The sequence below is a fragment of the Pantoea sp. R102 genome (genome assembly GCF_004916815.1).
Classification (GTDB): domain Bacteria; phylum Pseudomonadota; class Gammaproteobacteria; order Enterobacterales; family Enterobacteriaceae; genus Pantoea; species Pantoea dispersa.
Genome location: NZ_SDFT01000169.1, coordinates 1 through 14704 on the forward strand (window position 1 = coordinate 1; position 14704 = coordinate 14704).

A 14704-nucleotide genomic window follows, 5' to 3' on the forward strand; every position below is an offset into this window, starting at 1 on the left:
TCAGCGTATCGCCCGAGGAAACGGTGTAGTCATGCTGATCGGGATTGACCGGTACGTCTTTGTCGATGTCATCCGACGGGATCTCGTCTTCCGGTTCCGCCGTGGTTTGATCGATCGGTTCACTGGCTTCCGGCAGCAGCGTGCGCAGCTCGTTTTTGTCCAGCGTGATGTCTTTCACGATGGGCGCAACATCGCGGGGATGATAGACGTAAGGCCGCCAGACAGCGACGGCCAGTGTAACAACGGTGAGTGACCCCAGCATAACGCGGTGGGGGCGCGGCAAATTATTAAATGCGAGGGCGACAGAGCGGGCTATCTGCTGCACTTTTACCTATTCCTCTATGCTCCATTCAGGCAGCTCGCATACTGGCTTGACAGCTGTGAGAGGAATTTCACGTAGCTGTCTTTGGTTAAGCTGATTCCCATGCCTAACGGGTCGAGGGTGCCTTTACGCACGCTGGTTCCGCGAGACACGGCATCGATGACCGCCGGCCTGAATTGTGGTTCAGCAAAAACGCAGACTGCTTTCTGCTCAACCAACTGTGTTCGTATTTGATGTAAACGCTGGGCGCCCGGCTGGATCTCAGGATTGACGGTAAAATGACCTAATGGTGATAAACCGTAATGTTTCTCAAAGTAGCTGTAAGCGTCGTGAAAAACGAAATAACCCTTGTTCCGTACCGGCGCGAGTTGTGCGCCAATCCGTTTGTCTGTGTCCGCCAATTGTGCCTCAAACTGCTGCAGGTTGGCGTCAAGTTTGGCTTTGCTTTGCGGCATAAGTTCCAATAATTTTCCGTGGATTGCAACAGCAGATTGTTTCGCAATCTCCGGCGACATCCACAGGTGCATATTAAACTCGCCGTGGTGGTGATGAGTATGAGACGGGTCTTGCTTCTCAGAATTGTCTGAGTCATGGTCGTGATCGTGACCGTGCTCATGTTCGTCCTCATCTTCACCACCGCTAATCAATAGCGGTTTTACGCCAGGCAAGGCGGCAATTTCAAGGTTTTTACTGGCTGGTAACTCTCCGGCGGACTTCGTCAGAAAGGCTTCCATCTCCGGACCGGTCCATACTACTAAGTCAGCGTTTTTAATACGTTTTACATCGGATGGCCGTAAGGCATAATCGTGCTCTGAGGCACCGTCCGGCAGCAATACTTCAACCGGCGTAATGCCATCGGCAATGGCGGCTGCGATAAATCCGAGAGGCTTGATTGAAGCCACCACCGCAGACTGCGCGGAAAACGTGGTGGCGAGGCCGATCGCCGCCGCAGAAAGGGTAAAAGCCAGGCGCTTTTTATTGTGTAACATAATGCGTCATTCCATCGTGACCAGGTGATGGAATGTGATATTATAACATTCGAAATTCAATGCAACCTGTAAATATCATGTCGTCACTTGTTACACTCGAAAACATTTCGGTGAAGTTTGGCCAGCGCACGGTGCTGGCAGGCATCAGCCTGTCGCTGCAGCCGGGCAAAATTCTCACCCTGCTGGGTCCCAATGGAGCCGGCAAGTCCACGCTGGTGCGCACGGTACTCGGCCTGCTCACGCCAGACAGCGGCAGCGTCCGCCGCGCGCCGGGGCTGCGTATTGGCTATGTGCCGCAAAAGCTGCACATCGATCCGACGCTGCCGATCAGCGTAGAGCGCTTTATGCGTCTGACGCGCGGCAGTCGCCGTGACGATATTCTGCCGGCGCTGAAGCGGGTGCAGGCCGGCCATCTGTTGCAGTCACCGCTGCAAAAACTGTCTGGTGGCGAAACGCAGCGCGTGCTGCTGGCGCGCGCCCTGCTCAACCAGCCGCAGCTGCTGGTACTGGACGAACCGACGCAGGGCGTGGATGTTAACGGCCAGGTGGCGCTCTACGACTTGATCGATCAACTGCGACGCGAGCTCAACTGCGGCGTGCTGATGGTGTCGCACGACCTGCATCTGGTGATGGCAAAGACCGACGAAGTGCTGTGCCTCAACCATCACATCTGCTGTTCCGGCACGCCGGAAGCCGTCTCGCAGCACCCGGAATTCATCGCCATGTTTGGCCCGCGCGGCGCACAGCAGCTGGCGATTTACCGTCATCACCATAATCACCGTCACGATTTACAGGGACGCATTGTTCTGCGCAAAGGAAACGGCCCGTCATGATTGAACTGTTATTACCCGGCTGGCTGGGCGGCGTATTGCTGGCCCTGGCGGCCGGTCCGCTCGGCTCTTTTGTCGTCTGGCGCCGCATGTCCTATTTCGGTGATACCCTCGCCCACGCCTCTCTGCTCGGCGTGGCGTTTGGTCTTTTGCTCAACGTCAACCCCTATTATGCGGTGATTCTGGTGACAGTGTGCCTGGCGCTAGGGCTGGTGTGGCTGGAGCGACGCCCGCATCTGGCGATCGATACGCTGTTAGGGATTATGGCGCACAGCGCGCTGTCGCTGGGTCTGGTGGTGGTCAGTCTGATGCAGGGCGTGCGCGTTGATTTGATGGCCTATCTGTTTGGCGATTTGCTGGCGATCACCCCGGACGATTTGTCGCTGATGGCGGCCGGCGTGGCAATCGTGCTGGTGGTGATGGCGTGGCAATGGCGTTCGCTGCTGTCGATGACCATCAGTCCGGAGCTGGCTCAGGTGGACGGGGTAAACATTCAGCGTACCCGCCTGATGCTGATGCTGGTAACCGCGCTGACCATTGGTGTGGCGATGAAATTTGTTGGCGCGCTGATCATTACTTCACTGCTGATCATTCCAGCCGCCACGGCGCGACGCTTCTCGCGTTCGCCAGAACAGATGGCCGGCTTTGCGGTGCTCATCGGCATCATTGCCGTCACTGGTGGCCTGACTTTCTCTGCCAGCTACGACACCCCGGCCGGTCCGTCGGTGGTGCTGTGTGCTGCGGTACTGTTCATTATCAGCATGGCAAAAAAACCGGCGGCGTGACGCCGGTTACTCTTCGCGGCTGATGCCGAAATGCTTATAGGCGTGCTGCGTGGCCATCCGGCCGCGCGGCGTGCGCTGAATAAAGCCCTGCTGGATCAGGAAGGGTTCGATAACGTCCTCGATGGTTTCACGCTCCTCACCAATCGCCGCCGCCAGATTATCCAGCCCCACCGGACCGCCCATGAACTTGTCGATGATCGCCAGCAGCAGCTTGCGGTCCATATAGTCGAAGCCCTGATTGTCCACATTGAGCATATCCAGCGCGCTGGCGGCCACTTCGCCACTCATGTTGCCGCTGGCGCGCACTTCGGCGAAGTCACGTACACGGCGCAGCAGGCGGTTGGCGATACGCGGCGTACCGCGCGCGCGACGCGCCACTTCCAGCGCGCCCTCTTCGCTCAGCGTTAGCCCCAGGCAGGCGGCGCTGCGTCCGACGATGTGCTGCAGATCCGGCACATTGTAGAACTCCAGGCGCTGCACAATCCCAAAGCGATCGCGCAGCGGTGAGGTGAGCGAGCCTGCGCGGGTGGTAGCGCCAATCAGGGTGAACGGCGGCAAATCCAGTTTGATCGAGCGCGCCGCGGGTCCGTCACCGATCATGATATCCAGCTGATAATCTTCCATCGCCGGATACAGCACCTCTTCCACTACCGGCGACAGGCGATGAATTTCATCGATAAACAGGACGTCGTGCGGTTCAAGGTTGGTGAGCATCGCCGCCAGGTCACCGGCCTTTTCCAGCACCGGACCGGAGGTGGTGCGCAGATTGACGCCCATCTCATTAGCCACGATGTTGGCCAGCGTGGTTTTGCCCAGCCCGGGCGGACCAAAGATCAGCAGGTGGTCCAGCGCATCGCCGCGCAGTTTGGCAGCCTGGATGAAAATCTCCATCTGCTCGCGCACCTGCGGCTGCCCGACATATTCCGTCAGCAGTTTAGGGCGAATAGCGCGGTCGAGGCTCTCTTCCTCAGTGAAAGAACTGCCCGAGACCAGGCGGTCGGCTTCAATCATGAATTACCTCAAATAGCAGCGCGCAGGGCTTCGCGAATCAGGGTTTCACAATCCGCATCTGGTTTGCCAACCTTGCTGACCATACGGCTGGCTTCCTGCGGTTTATAACCCAGCGCTACCAGCGCCGCAACTGCTTCAGCCTCGGCGTCGTTGTTATCCTGCTGTGCCGACGGCGTGGTCAGGGTAAACGCCGAGTCGCCGCCAAACAGGTCGCCGTGCATGCCTTTGAAGCGATCTTTCATCTCAACCACCAGACGCTCAGCGGTTTTCTTGCCCACGCCCGGCAGCTTCACCAGCGAGGCGATCTCTTCGCGCTCCACCGCCGTGACAAACTGCTGCGCCGACATGCCGGATAGAATCGCCAGCGCCAGTTTGGGCCCGACGCCGTTGACTTTGATCAGCTCACGGAACAGCGCCCGCTCCTGCTTACTGTTAAACCCGAACAGCAGCTGCGCATCTTCCCGCACCACAAACTGGGTGAAGATAATCGCTTCCTGATTGATGTCCGGCAGCTCGTAAAAGCAGGTCATTGGCAGGTGCACTTCGTAACCCACACCGTGCGCCTCAATCAGCACCAGCGGCGGCTGTTTTTCCAGAATAATGCCTCGTAAACGACCAATCACCTGAGCAATTCCTTAGTGTATGTGTAAGCGTCTGAATCATCGGCCTCCTGCCACACCGCGCTCAACCGCGCGCCTGCTGGAGGTAAAATGTCGGCTATGTATATCATAAAAAAGGCTGGATGCATATCCAGCCTATTGAATGGCCACGCTTTTGCTAACCGGATCGCAAACGTCCGCGCGTCAGCACCAGTTTGCTGACGCTCATGCGCGCCGCATTCTGGCTGACGTGGCAATGGGTGATGGCGATGGCCAGCGCATCGGCGGCATCCGCCTGCGGATTGGCCGGCAGTTTGAGCAGCGTGCGCACCATGTGCTGCACCTGGCTTTTTTCCGCACTGCCGATGCCGGTTACCGTCTGCTTCACCTGACGGGCCGCATACTCAAACACCGGCAGATCAAGATTAACCGCTGCGACAATTGCCGCGCCACGCGCCTGCCCCAGCTTGAGCGCCGAATCCGCGTTCTTCGCCATAAACACCTGCTCAATGGCGAAGTAATCCGGCGCGAACTGGGTGATGATTTCGCTGACGCCAGCGTAAATCAGTTTGAGGCGGGAAGGCAGATCGGTGACGTTAGTGCGGATACAGCCGCTGCCCAGATAGCTGAGCTGGCGGCCGGTCTGGCGGATGACACCGTAGCCGGTGACGCGCGAGCCGGGGTCAATCCCGAGTATTATCGCCATAGCGCGTCTCCGTATTGCAGGGATTTGCGTAACGCCATTACAGCGTTTCCGCTACCTCATCAGAAATTTCACCGTTATGGTAAACTTCCTGCACATCATCACAATCTTCCAGCATGTCGATCAGACGCAGCAGTTTAGGAGCCGTCTCGGCATCCAGTTCCGCTTTGGTTGATGGAATCATCGACACTTCAGCACTGTCGGCTTTCAGACCAGTGGCTTCCAGTGCATCGCGCACGCTGCCCAGCTCTTCCCACGCGGTAAAGACGTCAATCGCGCCATCGTCATAGCTCACGACATCTTCTGCACCGGCTTCCAGCGCCGCTTCCATCACGGCATCTTCGTCCTGGCCTGGCGCGAAGGAGATCACGCCTTTCTTGCTGAACAGGTAAGATACCGAACCGTCGGTGCCGAGGTTACCGCCGGTTTTGCTGAAGGCGTGACGCACTTCGCCCACGGTACGGTTACGGTTATCACTCAGACACTCCACCATGACCGCAGAGCCGCCCGGACCGTAACCTTCATAGATGATGGTTTCCATGTTGCTGTCATCTTCACCGCCGACGCCGCGCGCGATAGCACGGTTCATGGTGTCACGCGTCATGTTGTTGGACAGGGCTTTGTCCATCGCTGCGCGCAGACGCGGGTTGGAGCCGGCATCGCCACCGCCCAGCTTCGCGGCAGTGACCAGCTCGCGAATGATTTTGGTGAAGATTTTACCGCGCTTAGCGTCCTGTGCCGCTTTGCGGTGCTTCGTATTCGCCCATTTACTATGTCCAGCCATATCTCATCTCTCTTGTATATTGCACGGGCTATCTTACTTGCGATCTCGCCTTCCGGCAGTGCTCGCAATCCTCACGTACATCAGTACGCTGCGGTTGCTGTGCGCTGGCGGCAGCCGACCTCGCTGCGCCGATTACGCCCGGCTGTTCAGCTTATGCAGCGCATGGTTAAGCCACTGCGCTGAGTTAAGGTTGTCAATGTAACTGAGCCGCTACCGGAAAAACGCGCGGTGGCGGGCATTCAGATAAATTCGTCGATTGCCTGACGATTACTCCATGAGCGGGTCAGCGCGGCGGCGGCGGCCGGTGGCAGCCACTGCGCAGCGAGGTGCTCGCTCAGCAGCGGCTGGCGCTCGGCGGGTAACGCCAGCCGGAACCAGTGTTCCCGGTTGTGCGTGATGTCCGGCGCGTAGCGATGGCGGTAGTGCGGGAAGATTTCAAACTCAATCTGTTTCTGACAATCTTCCAGCACCAGGCCTTCGGCGGCGATGTCGATCGCCAGCTCCTCGGCCACTTCCCGCAGCGCTGCCTGCGCTGGCGTTTCGCCCGGCTCCAGGCTGCCGGTAACCGACTGCCAGAAGCTGGGGTCATCGCGCCGCTGCAGCATTAACACCCGGCCGGTATCTTGCGCAAAAATCACCACCAGCACCGATACCGGGTGTTTATAGCCCATTATTTCGTCTCTGGAGTGACTTTCTTCGGCGCGATCTGGATACCGAGGTCCGCCAGCGCCGCCGGATTGGCTTCGCTTGGCGCTTCAGTCATCAGACAGGCCGCCGCAGTGGTTTTCGGGAACGCAATCACATCGCGGATATTGTCGGTGCCGGTCAGCAGCATGGTCAGACGGTCAAGACCGAATGCCAGACCTGCGTGCGGCGGGGTACCGAACTTCAGCGCATCCAGCAGGAAGCCAAACTTCTCACGCTGCTCTTCTTCGCTGATGCCCAGAATGCTAAACACCGTCTGCTGCATATTACCGCTGTGGATACGCACCGAACCGCCGCCCACTTCATAACCGTTGATCACCATATCGTAGGCGTTAGCCACCGCCTGCGTCGGATCGGCCGCCAGCTGTTCCGCCGTCAGCGCTTTTGGCGAGGTGAACGGATGGTGCATCGCCGCCAGGCCGCCCTCGTCGTCCTCTTCGAACATCGGGAAGTCGACCACCCACAGCGGGGCCCAGGCTTTATCATTGGTGATTTGCAGATCACGGCCCACTTTCAGGCGCAGTGCACCCAGCGCATCCGCCACCACTTTGGCGCGGTCGGCGCCGAAGAAGATCAGGTCGCCGTCCTGCGCGTCGGTACGCTGCAGAATAGCTTCAACGATCTCTGGCGTCAGGAATTTGGCCACCGGGCTCTGTACGCCATCGAAACCGCTGGCGCGCGCATTAATCTTCATCCACGCCAGACCTTTGGCACCGTAAATGCCGACAAAGCTGCCGTATTCGTCGATTTGCTTACGCGTCAGCGCGGCACCGCCCGGCACGCGCAGCGCCGCAACGCGCCCTTTCGGGTCGTTTGCTGGGCCGGCGAACACCTGGAATTCAACGCTTTTCAGCAGGTCAGCAACGTCTACCAGCTCCATTGGGTTACGCAGGTCTGGCTTATCGGAGCCGTAACGATTCATCGCTTCGGCGAAGGTCATCTGCGGGAAGTCACCGAGGTCGACGCCTTTGATGTCCAGCCACAGTTCACGGATCATCTGCTCCATCACGCTGCGCACCTGCTCAGCGCTCATGAACGAGGTTTCCACGTCGATCTGGGTGAACTCCGGCTGACGGTCTGCACGCAGGTCTTCGTCACGGAAGCATTTGACGATCTGATAGTAGCGGTCAAAACCAGACATCATCAGCAGCTGTTTAAACAGCTGCGGTGACTGCGGCAGCGCGTAGAATTTACCTTTGTGCACCCGGCTCGGCACCAGGTAGTCACGCGCGCCTTCCGGCGTGGCTTTGGTCAGCATCGGGGTTTCGATGTCGAGGAAGCCTTCACCGTCCATAAAGCGGCGCACAAAGCTGGTAATTCTGGCACGGGTTTTCAGACGCTGCGCCATTTCCGGACGACGCAGGTCGAGGTAGCGATAGGTCAGACGCGCTTCTTCGCTGTTGGTCTGGTTAGAGTCCAGCGGCAGCGGTTCTGCGCGGTTGATGATGTTCAGCTCATGGGCGAACACTTCGATGTCACCGGTGGCCATGTCGCTGTTGCGGTTTTTCTCTTCACGCGCACGCACAGTACCGGTGATCTGGATACAGAATTCATTACGCAGTTCAGACGCCAGCTGGAAAGCCTGCTGATGATCGGCATCGAAAAACACCTGCGCGATGCCTTCGCGGTCACGCATATCGATAAAAATCAGGCTGCCGAGATCGCGACGGCGATTGACCCAGCCGCAGAGAGTAACTTGCTGACCCACATGAGACAGATTGAGCTGTCCGCAATATTCTGTACGCATAACGTATCCTTTTAACTTCGCCGCTGCTGCCAGACAGCATCAGGCCGCATAACCTTCTGAGATGCTGCCGCAAAAAAGGCGGCTATTATAATGGAAAATGGCAGGCAGGATAAGCAGATCCCGCGCAAAGCGGACAAATCGTCAGCGTTTGCCGCGCGATCGGTTCCTGCCCGTGGCAAAACCGGGTAACGTACGGCGCATTTTCCGCGCCACAGCAGGCAGGAGCAGTTTTGACACTTCGTATTGGATTACCACAATGGCAGCACGCCAACTGGAAAGTATTGGGTATCGAAACCCTGGCGGATTACGCCCGGCTGTTCGGCTGCGTCGAAGGCAACACCACGCTTTACGCGCTGCCCAAACCCGAAGTAGTGCAGCGCTGGTATGACATGACTGACGACGCCTTTCGCTTCTGCTTTAAATTTCCTGACACCATCAGCCACAAAGCGGCGCTGAAGAACTGCGATGAGCTGGTGAATGAATTTCTGCGCCTGCTGGATCCGCTCAGCCAGCGCATCGGCCAGTACTGGCTGCAGCTGCCCGCCGCCTTTTCACCGGCGCAGCTGACAGATTTATGGGCGTTTCTCGATCGCCTGCCGCGCAGCTTTCACTATGGCGTTGAAGTGCGCCATGCGGCCTTTTTTGCCAAAGGCGAGGCCGAGCGCGCGCTGAATCGCGGCCTGCATCAGCGCGGGGTTAATCGGGTGATTCTCGACAGCCGTCCGGTGCACGCCTCTGCCTCGCTCAGCCCGGCCGCCGCGCATGCGCGCGCGCAAAAGCCGCGCGTGCCGACGCATGCGGTGCGCACTGCCGGACAGCCGATGGTGCGCTTTATCGGCAGCGACAGCGTGGAGGAGAGCCTGCCGCTGTTTGATGTCTGGCAGCAAAAACTGGCGGACTGGCAGCACGACAGCGACCCGCTGCTGTTCATCCACACGCCGGATATGGGCGCGGTGTTTCCGCTGCTGCAGGCGCTGTGGCCGCAGCTGCAACAGCTGGAGCCGACGCTGCGCCCGCTCCCCGCCTGGCCACAGCAATCCAGCCTGTTCTAAACGCAGGGAAACGGGTGCAGCCTGCGGCAGTTTCTGCCAGAATAGCGCCCTTTCCGTTTTCTCTCCGGATAATTCATTATGTCTGACCGCGATACGCTATTCTCCGCGCCCATCGATAAACTGGGCGACTGGACCTTTGACGAGCGCGTGGCTGAAGTCTTTCCCGATATGATTCAGCGCTCGGTGCCGGGTTACTCCAACATCATTTCGATGATTGGCATGCTGGCAGAACGCTTTGTGCAGCCCAACAGCCAGGTTTACGATCTCGGCTGCTCGCTGGGCGCGGCCACGCTGGCGGTGCGCCGCAATATTCAGGCACCGGGTTGCCAGATTATTGCCGTCGATAATTCGCCGGCGATGGTGGAACGCTGCCGCCGTCACATCGACGCCTTCCGCGCTGCTACGCCGGTGCAGGTGCTGGAGGCGGATATCCGCGATATCCACATTGAAAACGCCTCACTGGTGGTGCTCAACTTTACCCTGCAGTTCCTTGAGCCGGACGCGCGCCTGACGCTGCTGCAAAAAATCGCTGCCGGCCTCAATCCGGGCGGTGCGCTGGTGCTGTCGGAAAAGTTCAGCTTTGAAGATGCCGACGTCGGCGAACTGCTGTTCAACATGCACCACGACTTTAAGCGCGCCAACGGCTACAGCGAGCTGGAGATCAGCCAGAAGCGCAGCATGCTGGAGAACGTGATGCTGACGGACAGCGTGGAAACGCATAAAGCCCGTCTGAAAAGCGCTGGCTTTGCCCACGCCGAGCTGTGGTTCCAGTGCTTTAACTTTGGCTCACTGGTGGCGTTGAAATGATTGATTTTGGCCGTTTTTATCAGCAAATCGCCACCGGCCCGCTCGCCAGCTGGCTGGAAGTGTTGCCGGCGCAGGTCGCCGCCTGGCAGCGTGAAAACCTGCACGGACATTTTCGCAACTGGGAGAAGTCGGTCGACAATCTGCCGCTGCTGGTGCCGCAGCAGCTCGATCTGCTGCACAGCGTCAGCGCGCAGCATGACGCGTTAACCGATCGCCAGCGCGCCGGCATCGAAAAGCTGCTGCGTAACCTGATGCCGTGGCGCAAAGGGCCGTTTTCGCTCTACGGCTGCGACATCGACACCGAATGGCGCTCCGACTGGAAGTGGGACCGTGTGCTGCCGCATATCTCTTCGCTGGCCGGTCGAACCGTGCTGGATGTGGGCTGCGGCAGCGGTTATCACATGTGGCGTATGATTGGTGCCGGCGCGCAGCTGGTGGTCGGTATCGATCCGATGCAGTTGTTCCTGTGCCAGTTCGAAGCGGTGCGTAAGCTGCTGGGTGACGATCGCCGTGCGCATCTGCTGCCGCTGGGCATTGAACAGCTACCGGCGCTGCAGGCGTTCGATACCGTGTTCTCCATGGGCGTGCTCTATCACCGACGTTCGCCGCTCGACCATCTGCTGCAGCTGAAAAATCAGCTGGTCAGCGACGGCGAACTGGTGCTGGAGACGCTGGTGATTGAAGGCGATGAAAACGCGGTGCTGGTACCGGGTGAACGCTATGCGCAGATGCGCAACGTTTACTTTATTCCGTCTGCGGCGGCGCTGAAAAACTGGCTGGAGAAGTGCGGTTTTGTCGATGTGCGCATCGCCGATTACGCCATCACCTCGGTGGAAGAGCAGCGTCGCACCGACTGGATGACCAGCGAATCGCTGGCGGAGTTCCTCGATCCGCACGACAGCAGCAAAACGATTGAAGGCTATCCCGCCCCGCTGCGTGCCGTGCTGGTGGCGCGCAAACCGTAACGCTTAACGCCGCGACAGCGCCAGCTTCGCGGCGAAACCAATAAACACGCAGCCGGTCAGGCGATCCATCACTTTTAACACTGCCGGACGGCGCAGATGACCAGCAAAGTACTGGCTGCCGCTAATCAATACCGCGTTCCACACTAAGCCAATCACCATGTGGGTGAGCGCCATCAGCGTGCACCACAGCGCCACCGATCCGCCGGCCGGGATAAACTGCGGCAGGAAAGTGACGTAAAAAACCCCGACTTTGGGATTGAGCAGGTTACCGGTCAGGCCACGCGCGAAGCAGGTCAGATAGCGCTCTTCCCGCTTTTGCCCCTCCTGCCCGCTGGCCACCGTGCTGCGCGGGTTAAGCAGCAGTCTGACGCCGAGATACAGCAGGTACAGGGCACCGATGCCTTTCAGCAGGTTATAAGCCATTTCCGAAGCCAGCAGCAGCGCGCCTAAGCCCAGCCCGACCGCCACACCCCACACCAGACAGCCGAGCGTAACGCCCAATGCCGTCGCCGAGGCACGCTGCCAGCCCTGCGCAGCCGCTGAACGCAGCACCAGCGCGGTATCGAAGCCGGGCGTCAGCGTAAGCAGGGTAATGGCGAAAAGGAATGAAATAATCAGTGTCATAATGGGCTCCCGGGTTGTGCACAGAACAGCATACGCGACGGCGCATCAATTGTCCGTCGCCGGACGATCCCAGTACTGATATTTGTAGGCCGAACTCAGATGCCGCTCAATGGTGCCTTTGGCAAACACTTCGGTCTCATGCAAATAGCTCAGCGTGCAATTGCCCACCTCGTCCCACAACTGGCACTCATCCACCGAGCGCAAAGTGCTAACCGGCGTGGTCGAGGTGCCGTGCAGCCGCAGTTCGCGCCACTGATTATCGTAGCTGTAGGTATCTTTACTGCGCGCGCTGGTGGATGCCACCACCAGCCCCTGCGGATTCCAGCGCCAGGTATTCTCGCCGTTGGTCAGTTCATCGCTGCCGCGCGCAATACTTTTTTCCAGCCGGAAGTGTTTATCGTAGCGGTAAGTGGTATCAGTAAAGCCCTCTTTCCCCATGCTGGTGAATTTGTCCGAGGCGCTGATGATGTTGCCGTGTTGCCCCATCTGCCAGCTGATGGTGCCTTGCCGGTTATCCACCACTTCCTCTTTGCCCGCGCGGGTAACTTTAACCAGATAAGCATAGTCAGCCACCCAGCCGCGCTGCACGCGCGCGATATGCTGCTCCATGCTCAGCACCACGTTGCCTTCGCTTTTGTCATAGGTGATGTCAGCCACCATCAGATCGCCGCACTGGTCAAACTGCCCGAGCACGCGCTTCTGCGAGTTGACGTCTTTACCAAACTCCCCGGCCACCACCTGGCGCACCGCGCCTTTGGCATCGCCGCCCAGCATAATCCAGTTGTTGCTGCTGGTGATGTTTTTGCTCAGCGGCGGGCAGGTGCTGCTGGCGGCCAGCGCCGCGCCGGCAACGGGGAACAGCAGAATCACAACAGCATAAGGGAGGGATTTCATCAGCGTTATCCGCGCGTTAAGCCATAGAGTAATCAAAGCATCTTTTTCACCAATGCGCTATTCATGGCGAAGCGGCAGACAAAAAGAACCCCAGCAAGGAACTGGGGTTTGGTACTTGCAAACATCACGTCAGGTTTTCGGCGTGCTGCGCGGCAAAATTGGTACGGGTCAGGCGACCCGGTCAACGCTCATCTGCATCATGCTCTTCATGGCTTCGACGACATCGCCATCGACACAGGAGCGGCTGAATTCATCGGTTTCCGCTTCAGAACACATCGAGACACCGGCTTTACGGTAGCGCATCGGTGACGCGACGGCGCGGCTGGCGGAGCTGTGGACTTCCTGCAATCCGCTGTCGAGGAACTTTTGCAGATTGCTGAGGCGCACGCCTGCCCCTGCCATAATGATTGGACCGGTGCTGTATTCATTTAGTTCCCGTAATAATGCAATTCCGGTTTCAGCGCTCTGCTGCTGACCGGAAGTCAGAACGCGGGCGATCCCTAAATCAGTCAGCACCTCCAGCGAACGCTTCGGGCTGTGGCACAAATCAAAGGCGCGATGGAAGGTCACAGCCATGCCGTCGCACAGCGCCATAATCTGCTGCATGCGTACCGTGTCGACGTGCGCATCTTCGTCCAGCATGCCAATCACCAGGCCAGGAAAACCCAGCTCGCGAATGCGCGCCACGTCCGATTTCATCACCTCAAATTCGCGTGCGGTGTAACAAAAATCGCCGCCGCGCGGCCGCACGATCGGGTGGACCGGAATGGTCAGTTCACGCTGTGCGGCTTCCAGCATACCCGCCGAAGGTGTCAGTCCGCCTTCACGCGGAGCACTGCACAGCTCCACGCGATCGGCACCGGACGCCTGCGCAGTCATTGCGCAGTCGATGCCATAGCAACAAATTTCCAGTTTCGTCATACCTTGCTCCTTTTCATGACTGCTGGCTCGGGAGGAGTGCATCAGTTAGTCTGCTCATTCAGACAGTTTACGTGGAAAGCGCACTATGGCATTCGATTTTGATCAAGGGATAGACCGTCGTCACAGCGATAGTTTGAAATGGCACAAATATGGTGATCGCGATGTGCTGCCTTTGTGGGTTGCCGACACCGATTTTCGCTCGCCGCCGTGCATCATTGAGGCCATTAAACAGCGTGCCGACCACGGTGTTTTCGGCTATGGCGCGACGCCGCACGGTTTGATTGATATCACTATTTCCCGCTTAGCCCAGCGCTATGGCTGGCAGATTGAGCCGGAATGGATTGTGTTGCTGCCGGGCGTGGTGAGCGGACTGAATTTATCGGTCCGGGCATTTACCGAGTCGTCGCAGAGCACCGTGGCACCGACGCCGATTTATCCGCCGTTTCGCGCGGCGGCGCGGCTGGCGCAGCGCGCTCAGGTCAATCTGCCATTGCAGTTACAGCAGGATCGCTGGGTTATGCAGCTGGATGACAGCCAGATGCAGGGCAACGAGCGCCTGCTCATGCTGTGCAATCCGCAGAATCCGGGCGGCACCGTTTACCGCCGTGATGAGCTGGAAGCGCAGCTGGCCTTTGCCCAACGCCACGATTTGCTGGTGTGCTCCGATGAAATCCATTGTGACCTGCTGTTAACGCCCGGCGTACAGCACATTCCGTTTGCCTCGCTGAGCGAAGACGCCGCCCAGCGCAGCATTACCCTGATTTCGCCGTCTAAAACCTTCAACATCGCAGGGCTGGGTGCGTCCATGGCCATTATCCCTCATCCCGAACTGCGGAAACGCTTTAAGCAGGTGCGTGAAGGCATCGTACCGGGCGTGGATATTCTGGCGCTGGTAGCGGCGGAAGCCGCATGGCGCGGCGGTGATGCGTGGCTGGCAGACCAGCTGGCTTACCTGCGCGCCAATCG

General features: G+C 58.7%; 17 protein-coding genes. 6 read left to right on the top strand and 11 right to left on the bottom strand.

Annotated elements, in window-relative coordinates; all coding sequences use genetic code 11:
- The coding region (locus tag ERD80_RS17300) for an OapA N-terminal domain-containing protein (RefSeq protein ID WP_282183379.1) at positions 1-325 on the bottom strand (325 nt) is incomplete at its 3' end.
- Positions 326-339: 14 nt separating this feature from the next.
- A complete protein-coding gene (znuA, locus tag ERD80_RS17305; protein ID WP_058774581.1) occupies positions 340-1311 on the bottom strand; it encodes a zinc ABC transporter substrate-binding protein ZnuA in 972 nt (323 codons plus the stop codon).
- 77 nt (positions 1312-1388) lie between these two features.
- Here znuA and znuC point away from each other — a divergent pair, with 77 nt between their 5' ends.
- Together znuC and znuB are read left to right on the top strand one after the other, a co-directional pair.
- A complete protein-coding gene (znuC, locus tag ERD80_RS17310; RefSeq protein ID WP_136547803.1) occupies positions 1389-2144 on the top strand; it encodes a zinc ABC transporter ATP-binding protein ZnuC in 756 nt (251 codons plus the stop codon).
- Positions 2141-2926 carry a zinc ABC transporter permease subunit ZnuB gene (znuB, locus tag ERD80_RS17315; RefSeq protein ID WP_127834164.1) on the top strand — a complete coding sequence of 262 codons (786 nt, stop codon included), beginning with the start codon at positions 2141-2143 and terminating at the stop codon, positions 2924-2926. Before znuC ends, znuB begins: the two co-directional genes overlap by 4 nt.
- Before the next feature lie 6 nt (positions 2927-2932).
- Here znuB and ruvB read toward each other — a convergent pair whose 3' ends face one another.
- From ruvB to aspS, 6 genes are all read right to left on the bottom strand, one after another.
- A complete protein-coding gene (ruvB, locus tag ERD80_RS17320) occupies positions 2933-3937 on the bottom strand; it encodes a Holliday junction branch migration DNA helicase RuvB (protein ID WP_021509970.1) in 1005 nt (334 codons plus the stop codon).
- 8 nt (positions 3938-3945) lie between these two features.
- Positions 3946-4560, bottom strand: a complete 615-nt coding sequence (ruvA, locus tag ERD80_RS17325; protein WP_021509969.1) for a Holliday junction branch migration protein RuvA — start codon at positions 4558-4560, stop codon at positions 3946-3948.
- 154 nt (positions 4561-4714) lie between these two features.
- Positions 4715-5242, bottom strand: coding sequence for a crossover junction endodeoxyribonuclease RuvC (gene ruvC / locus ERD80_RS17330; protein ID WP_136547805.1), 528 nt, complete (start codon positions 5240-5242; stop codon positions 4715-4717).
- A 37-nt stretch (positions 5243-5279) separates the two neighbouring features.
- On the bottom strand, positions 5280-6023 hold the full coding sequence (locus ERD80_RS17335; protein ID WP_021509967.1) for a YebC/PmpR family DNA-binding transcriptional regulator: 744 nt from the start codon (positions 6021-6023) through the stop codon (positions 5280-5282).
- Positions 6024-6262: 239 nt separating this feature from the next.
- Positions 6263-6694 carry a dihydroneopterin triphosphate diphosphatase gene (nudB, locus tag ERD80_RS17340; protein ID WP_136547807.1) on the bottom strand — a complete coding sequence of 144 codons (432 nt, stop codon included), beginning with the start codon at positions 6692-6694 and terminating at the stop codon, positions 6263-6265.
- Entirely contained in the window at positions 6694-8475 is a 1782-nt protein-coding gene (aspS, locus tag ERD80_RS17345; protein ID WP_058757509.1) for an aspartate--tRNA ligase, read from the bottom strand. Before aspS ends, nudB begins: the two co-directional genes overlap by 1 nt.
- Before the next feature lie 230 nt (positions 8476-8705).
- Here aspS and ERD80_RS17350 point away from each other — a divergent pair, with 230 nt between their 5' ends.
- The 3 genes from ERD80_RS17350 to cmoB all read left to right on the top strand — a co-directional run bounded on the left by ERD80_RS17350 (position 8706) and on the right by cmoB (position 11299).
- Entirely contained in the window at positions 8706-9527 is an 822-nt protein-coding gene (locus ERD80_RS17350; RefSeq protein ID WP_136547809.1) for a DUF72 domain-containing protein, read from the top strand.
- A gap of 78 nt (positions 9528-9605) precedes the next feature.
- Entirely contained in the window at positions 9606-10334 is a 729-nt protein-coding gene (gene cmoA, locus ERD80_RS17355) for a carboxy-S-adenosyl-L-methionine synthase CmoA (RefSeq protein ID WP_058757507.1), read from the top strand.
- Entirely contained in the window at positions 10331-11299 is a 969-nt protein-coding gene (cmoB, locus tag ERD80_RS17360; protein ID WP_021509962.1) for a tRNA 5-methoxyuridine(34)/uridine 5-oxyacetic acid(34) synthase CmoB, read from the top strand. Before cmoA ends, cmoB begins: the two co-directional genes overlap by 4 nt.
- 3 nt (positions 11300-11302) lie before the next feature.
- Here the strand turns inward: cmoB and ERD80_RS17365 are convergent, their stop codons facing one another.
- The 3 genes from ERD80_RS17365 to cutC form a co-directional block, all read right to left on the bottom strand.
- Positions 11303-11923, bottom strand: a complete 621-nt coding sequence (locus tag ERD80_RS17365; RefSeq protein WP_136547811.1) for a LysE family translocator — start codon at positions 11921-11923, stop codon at positions 11303-11305.
- 45 nt (positions 11924-11968) lie between these two features.
- On the bottom strand, positions 11969-12817 hold the full coding sequence (locus ERD80_RS17370; RefSeq protein ID WP_021509960.1) for a hypothetical protein: 849 nt from the start codon (positions 12815-12817) through the stop codon (positions 11969-11971).
- 168 nt (positions 12818-12985) lie between these two features.
- Positions 12986-13738 (bottom strand): copper homeostasis protein CutC, encoded by a 753-nt coding sequence (cutC, locus tag ERD80_RS17375; protein WP_058774576.1) that lies wholly within the window; start codon positions 13736-13738, stop codon positions 12986-12988.
- 85 nt (positions 13739-13823) lie between these two features.
- On the opposite strand from cutC, the gene ERD80_RS17380 reads away from it, so the two are divergent.
- A partial coding sequence (locus ERD80_RS17380; RefSeq protein ID WP_136547813.1) for an aminotransferase class I/II-fold pyridoxal phosphate-dependent enzyme occupies positions 13824-14704 on the top strand: 881 nt, incomplete at its 3' end.

Coding starts and splice junctions, on each gene's coding strand:
- nudB (WP_136547807.1), bottom strand. CDS start 6,694: ATGGGCTATAAACACCCGGTATCGGTGCTGGTGGTGATTTTTGCGCAA.
- ruvB (WP_021509970.1), bottom strand. CDS start 3,937: ATGATTGAAGCCGACCGCCTGGTCTCGGGCAGTTCTTTCACTGAGGAA.
- ERD80_RS17335 (WP_021509967.1), bottom strand. CDS start 6,023: ATGGCTGGACATAGTAAATGGGCGAATACGAAGCACCGCAAAGCGGCA.
- znuC (WP_136547803.1), top strand. CDS start 1,389: ATGTCGTCACTTGTTACACTCGAAAACATTTCGGTGAAGTTTGGCCAG.
- ruvC (WP_136547805.1), bottom strand. CDS start 5,242: ATGGCGATAATACTCGGGATTGACCCCGGCTCGCGCGTCACCGGCTAC.
- aspS (WP_058757509.1), bottom strand. CDS start 8,475: ATGCGTACAGAATATTGCGGACAGCTCAATCTGTCTCATGTGGGTCAG.
- cutC (WP_058774576.1), bottom strand. CDS start 13,738: ATGACGAAACTGGAAATTTGTTGCTATGGCATCGACTGCGCAATGACT.
- cmoA (WP_058757507.1), top strand. CDS start 9,606: ATGTCTGACCGCGATACGCTATTCTCCGCGCCCATCGATAAACTGGGC.
- ERD80_RS17365 (WP_136547811.1), bottom strand. CDS start 11,923: ATGACACTGATTATTTCATTCCTTTTCGCCATTACCCTGCTTACGCTG.
- ERD80_RS17370 (WP_021509960.1), bottom strand. CDS start 12,817: ATGAAATCCCTCCCTTATGCTGTTGTGATTCTGCTGTTCCCCGTTGCC.
- cmoB (WP_021509962.1), top strand. CDS start 10,331: ATGATTGATTTTGGCCGTTTTTATCAGCAAATCGCCACCGGCCCGCTC.
- znuA (WP_058774581.1), bottom strand. CDS start 1,311: ATGTTACACAATAAAAAGCGCCTGGCTTTTACCCTTTCTGCGGCGGCG.
- znuB (WP_127834164.1), top strand. CDS start 2,141: ATGATTGAACTGTTATTACCCGGCTGGCTGGGCGGCGTATTGCTGGCC.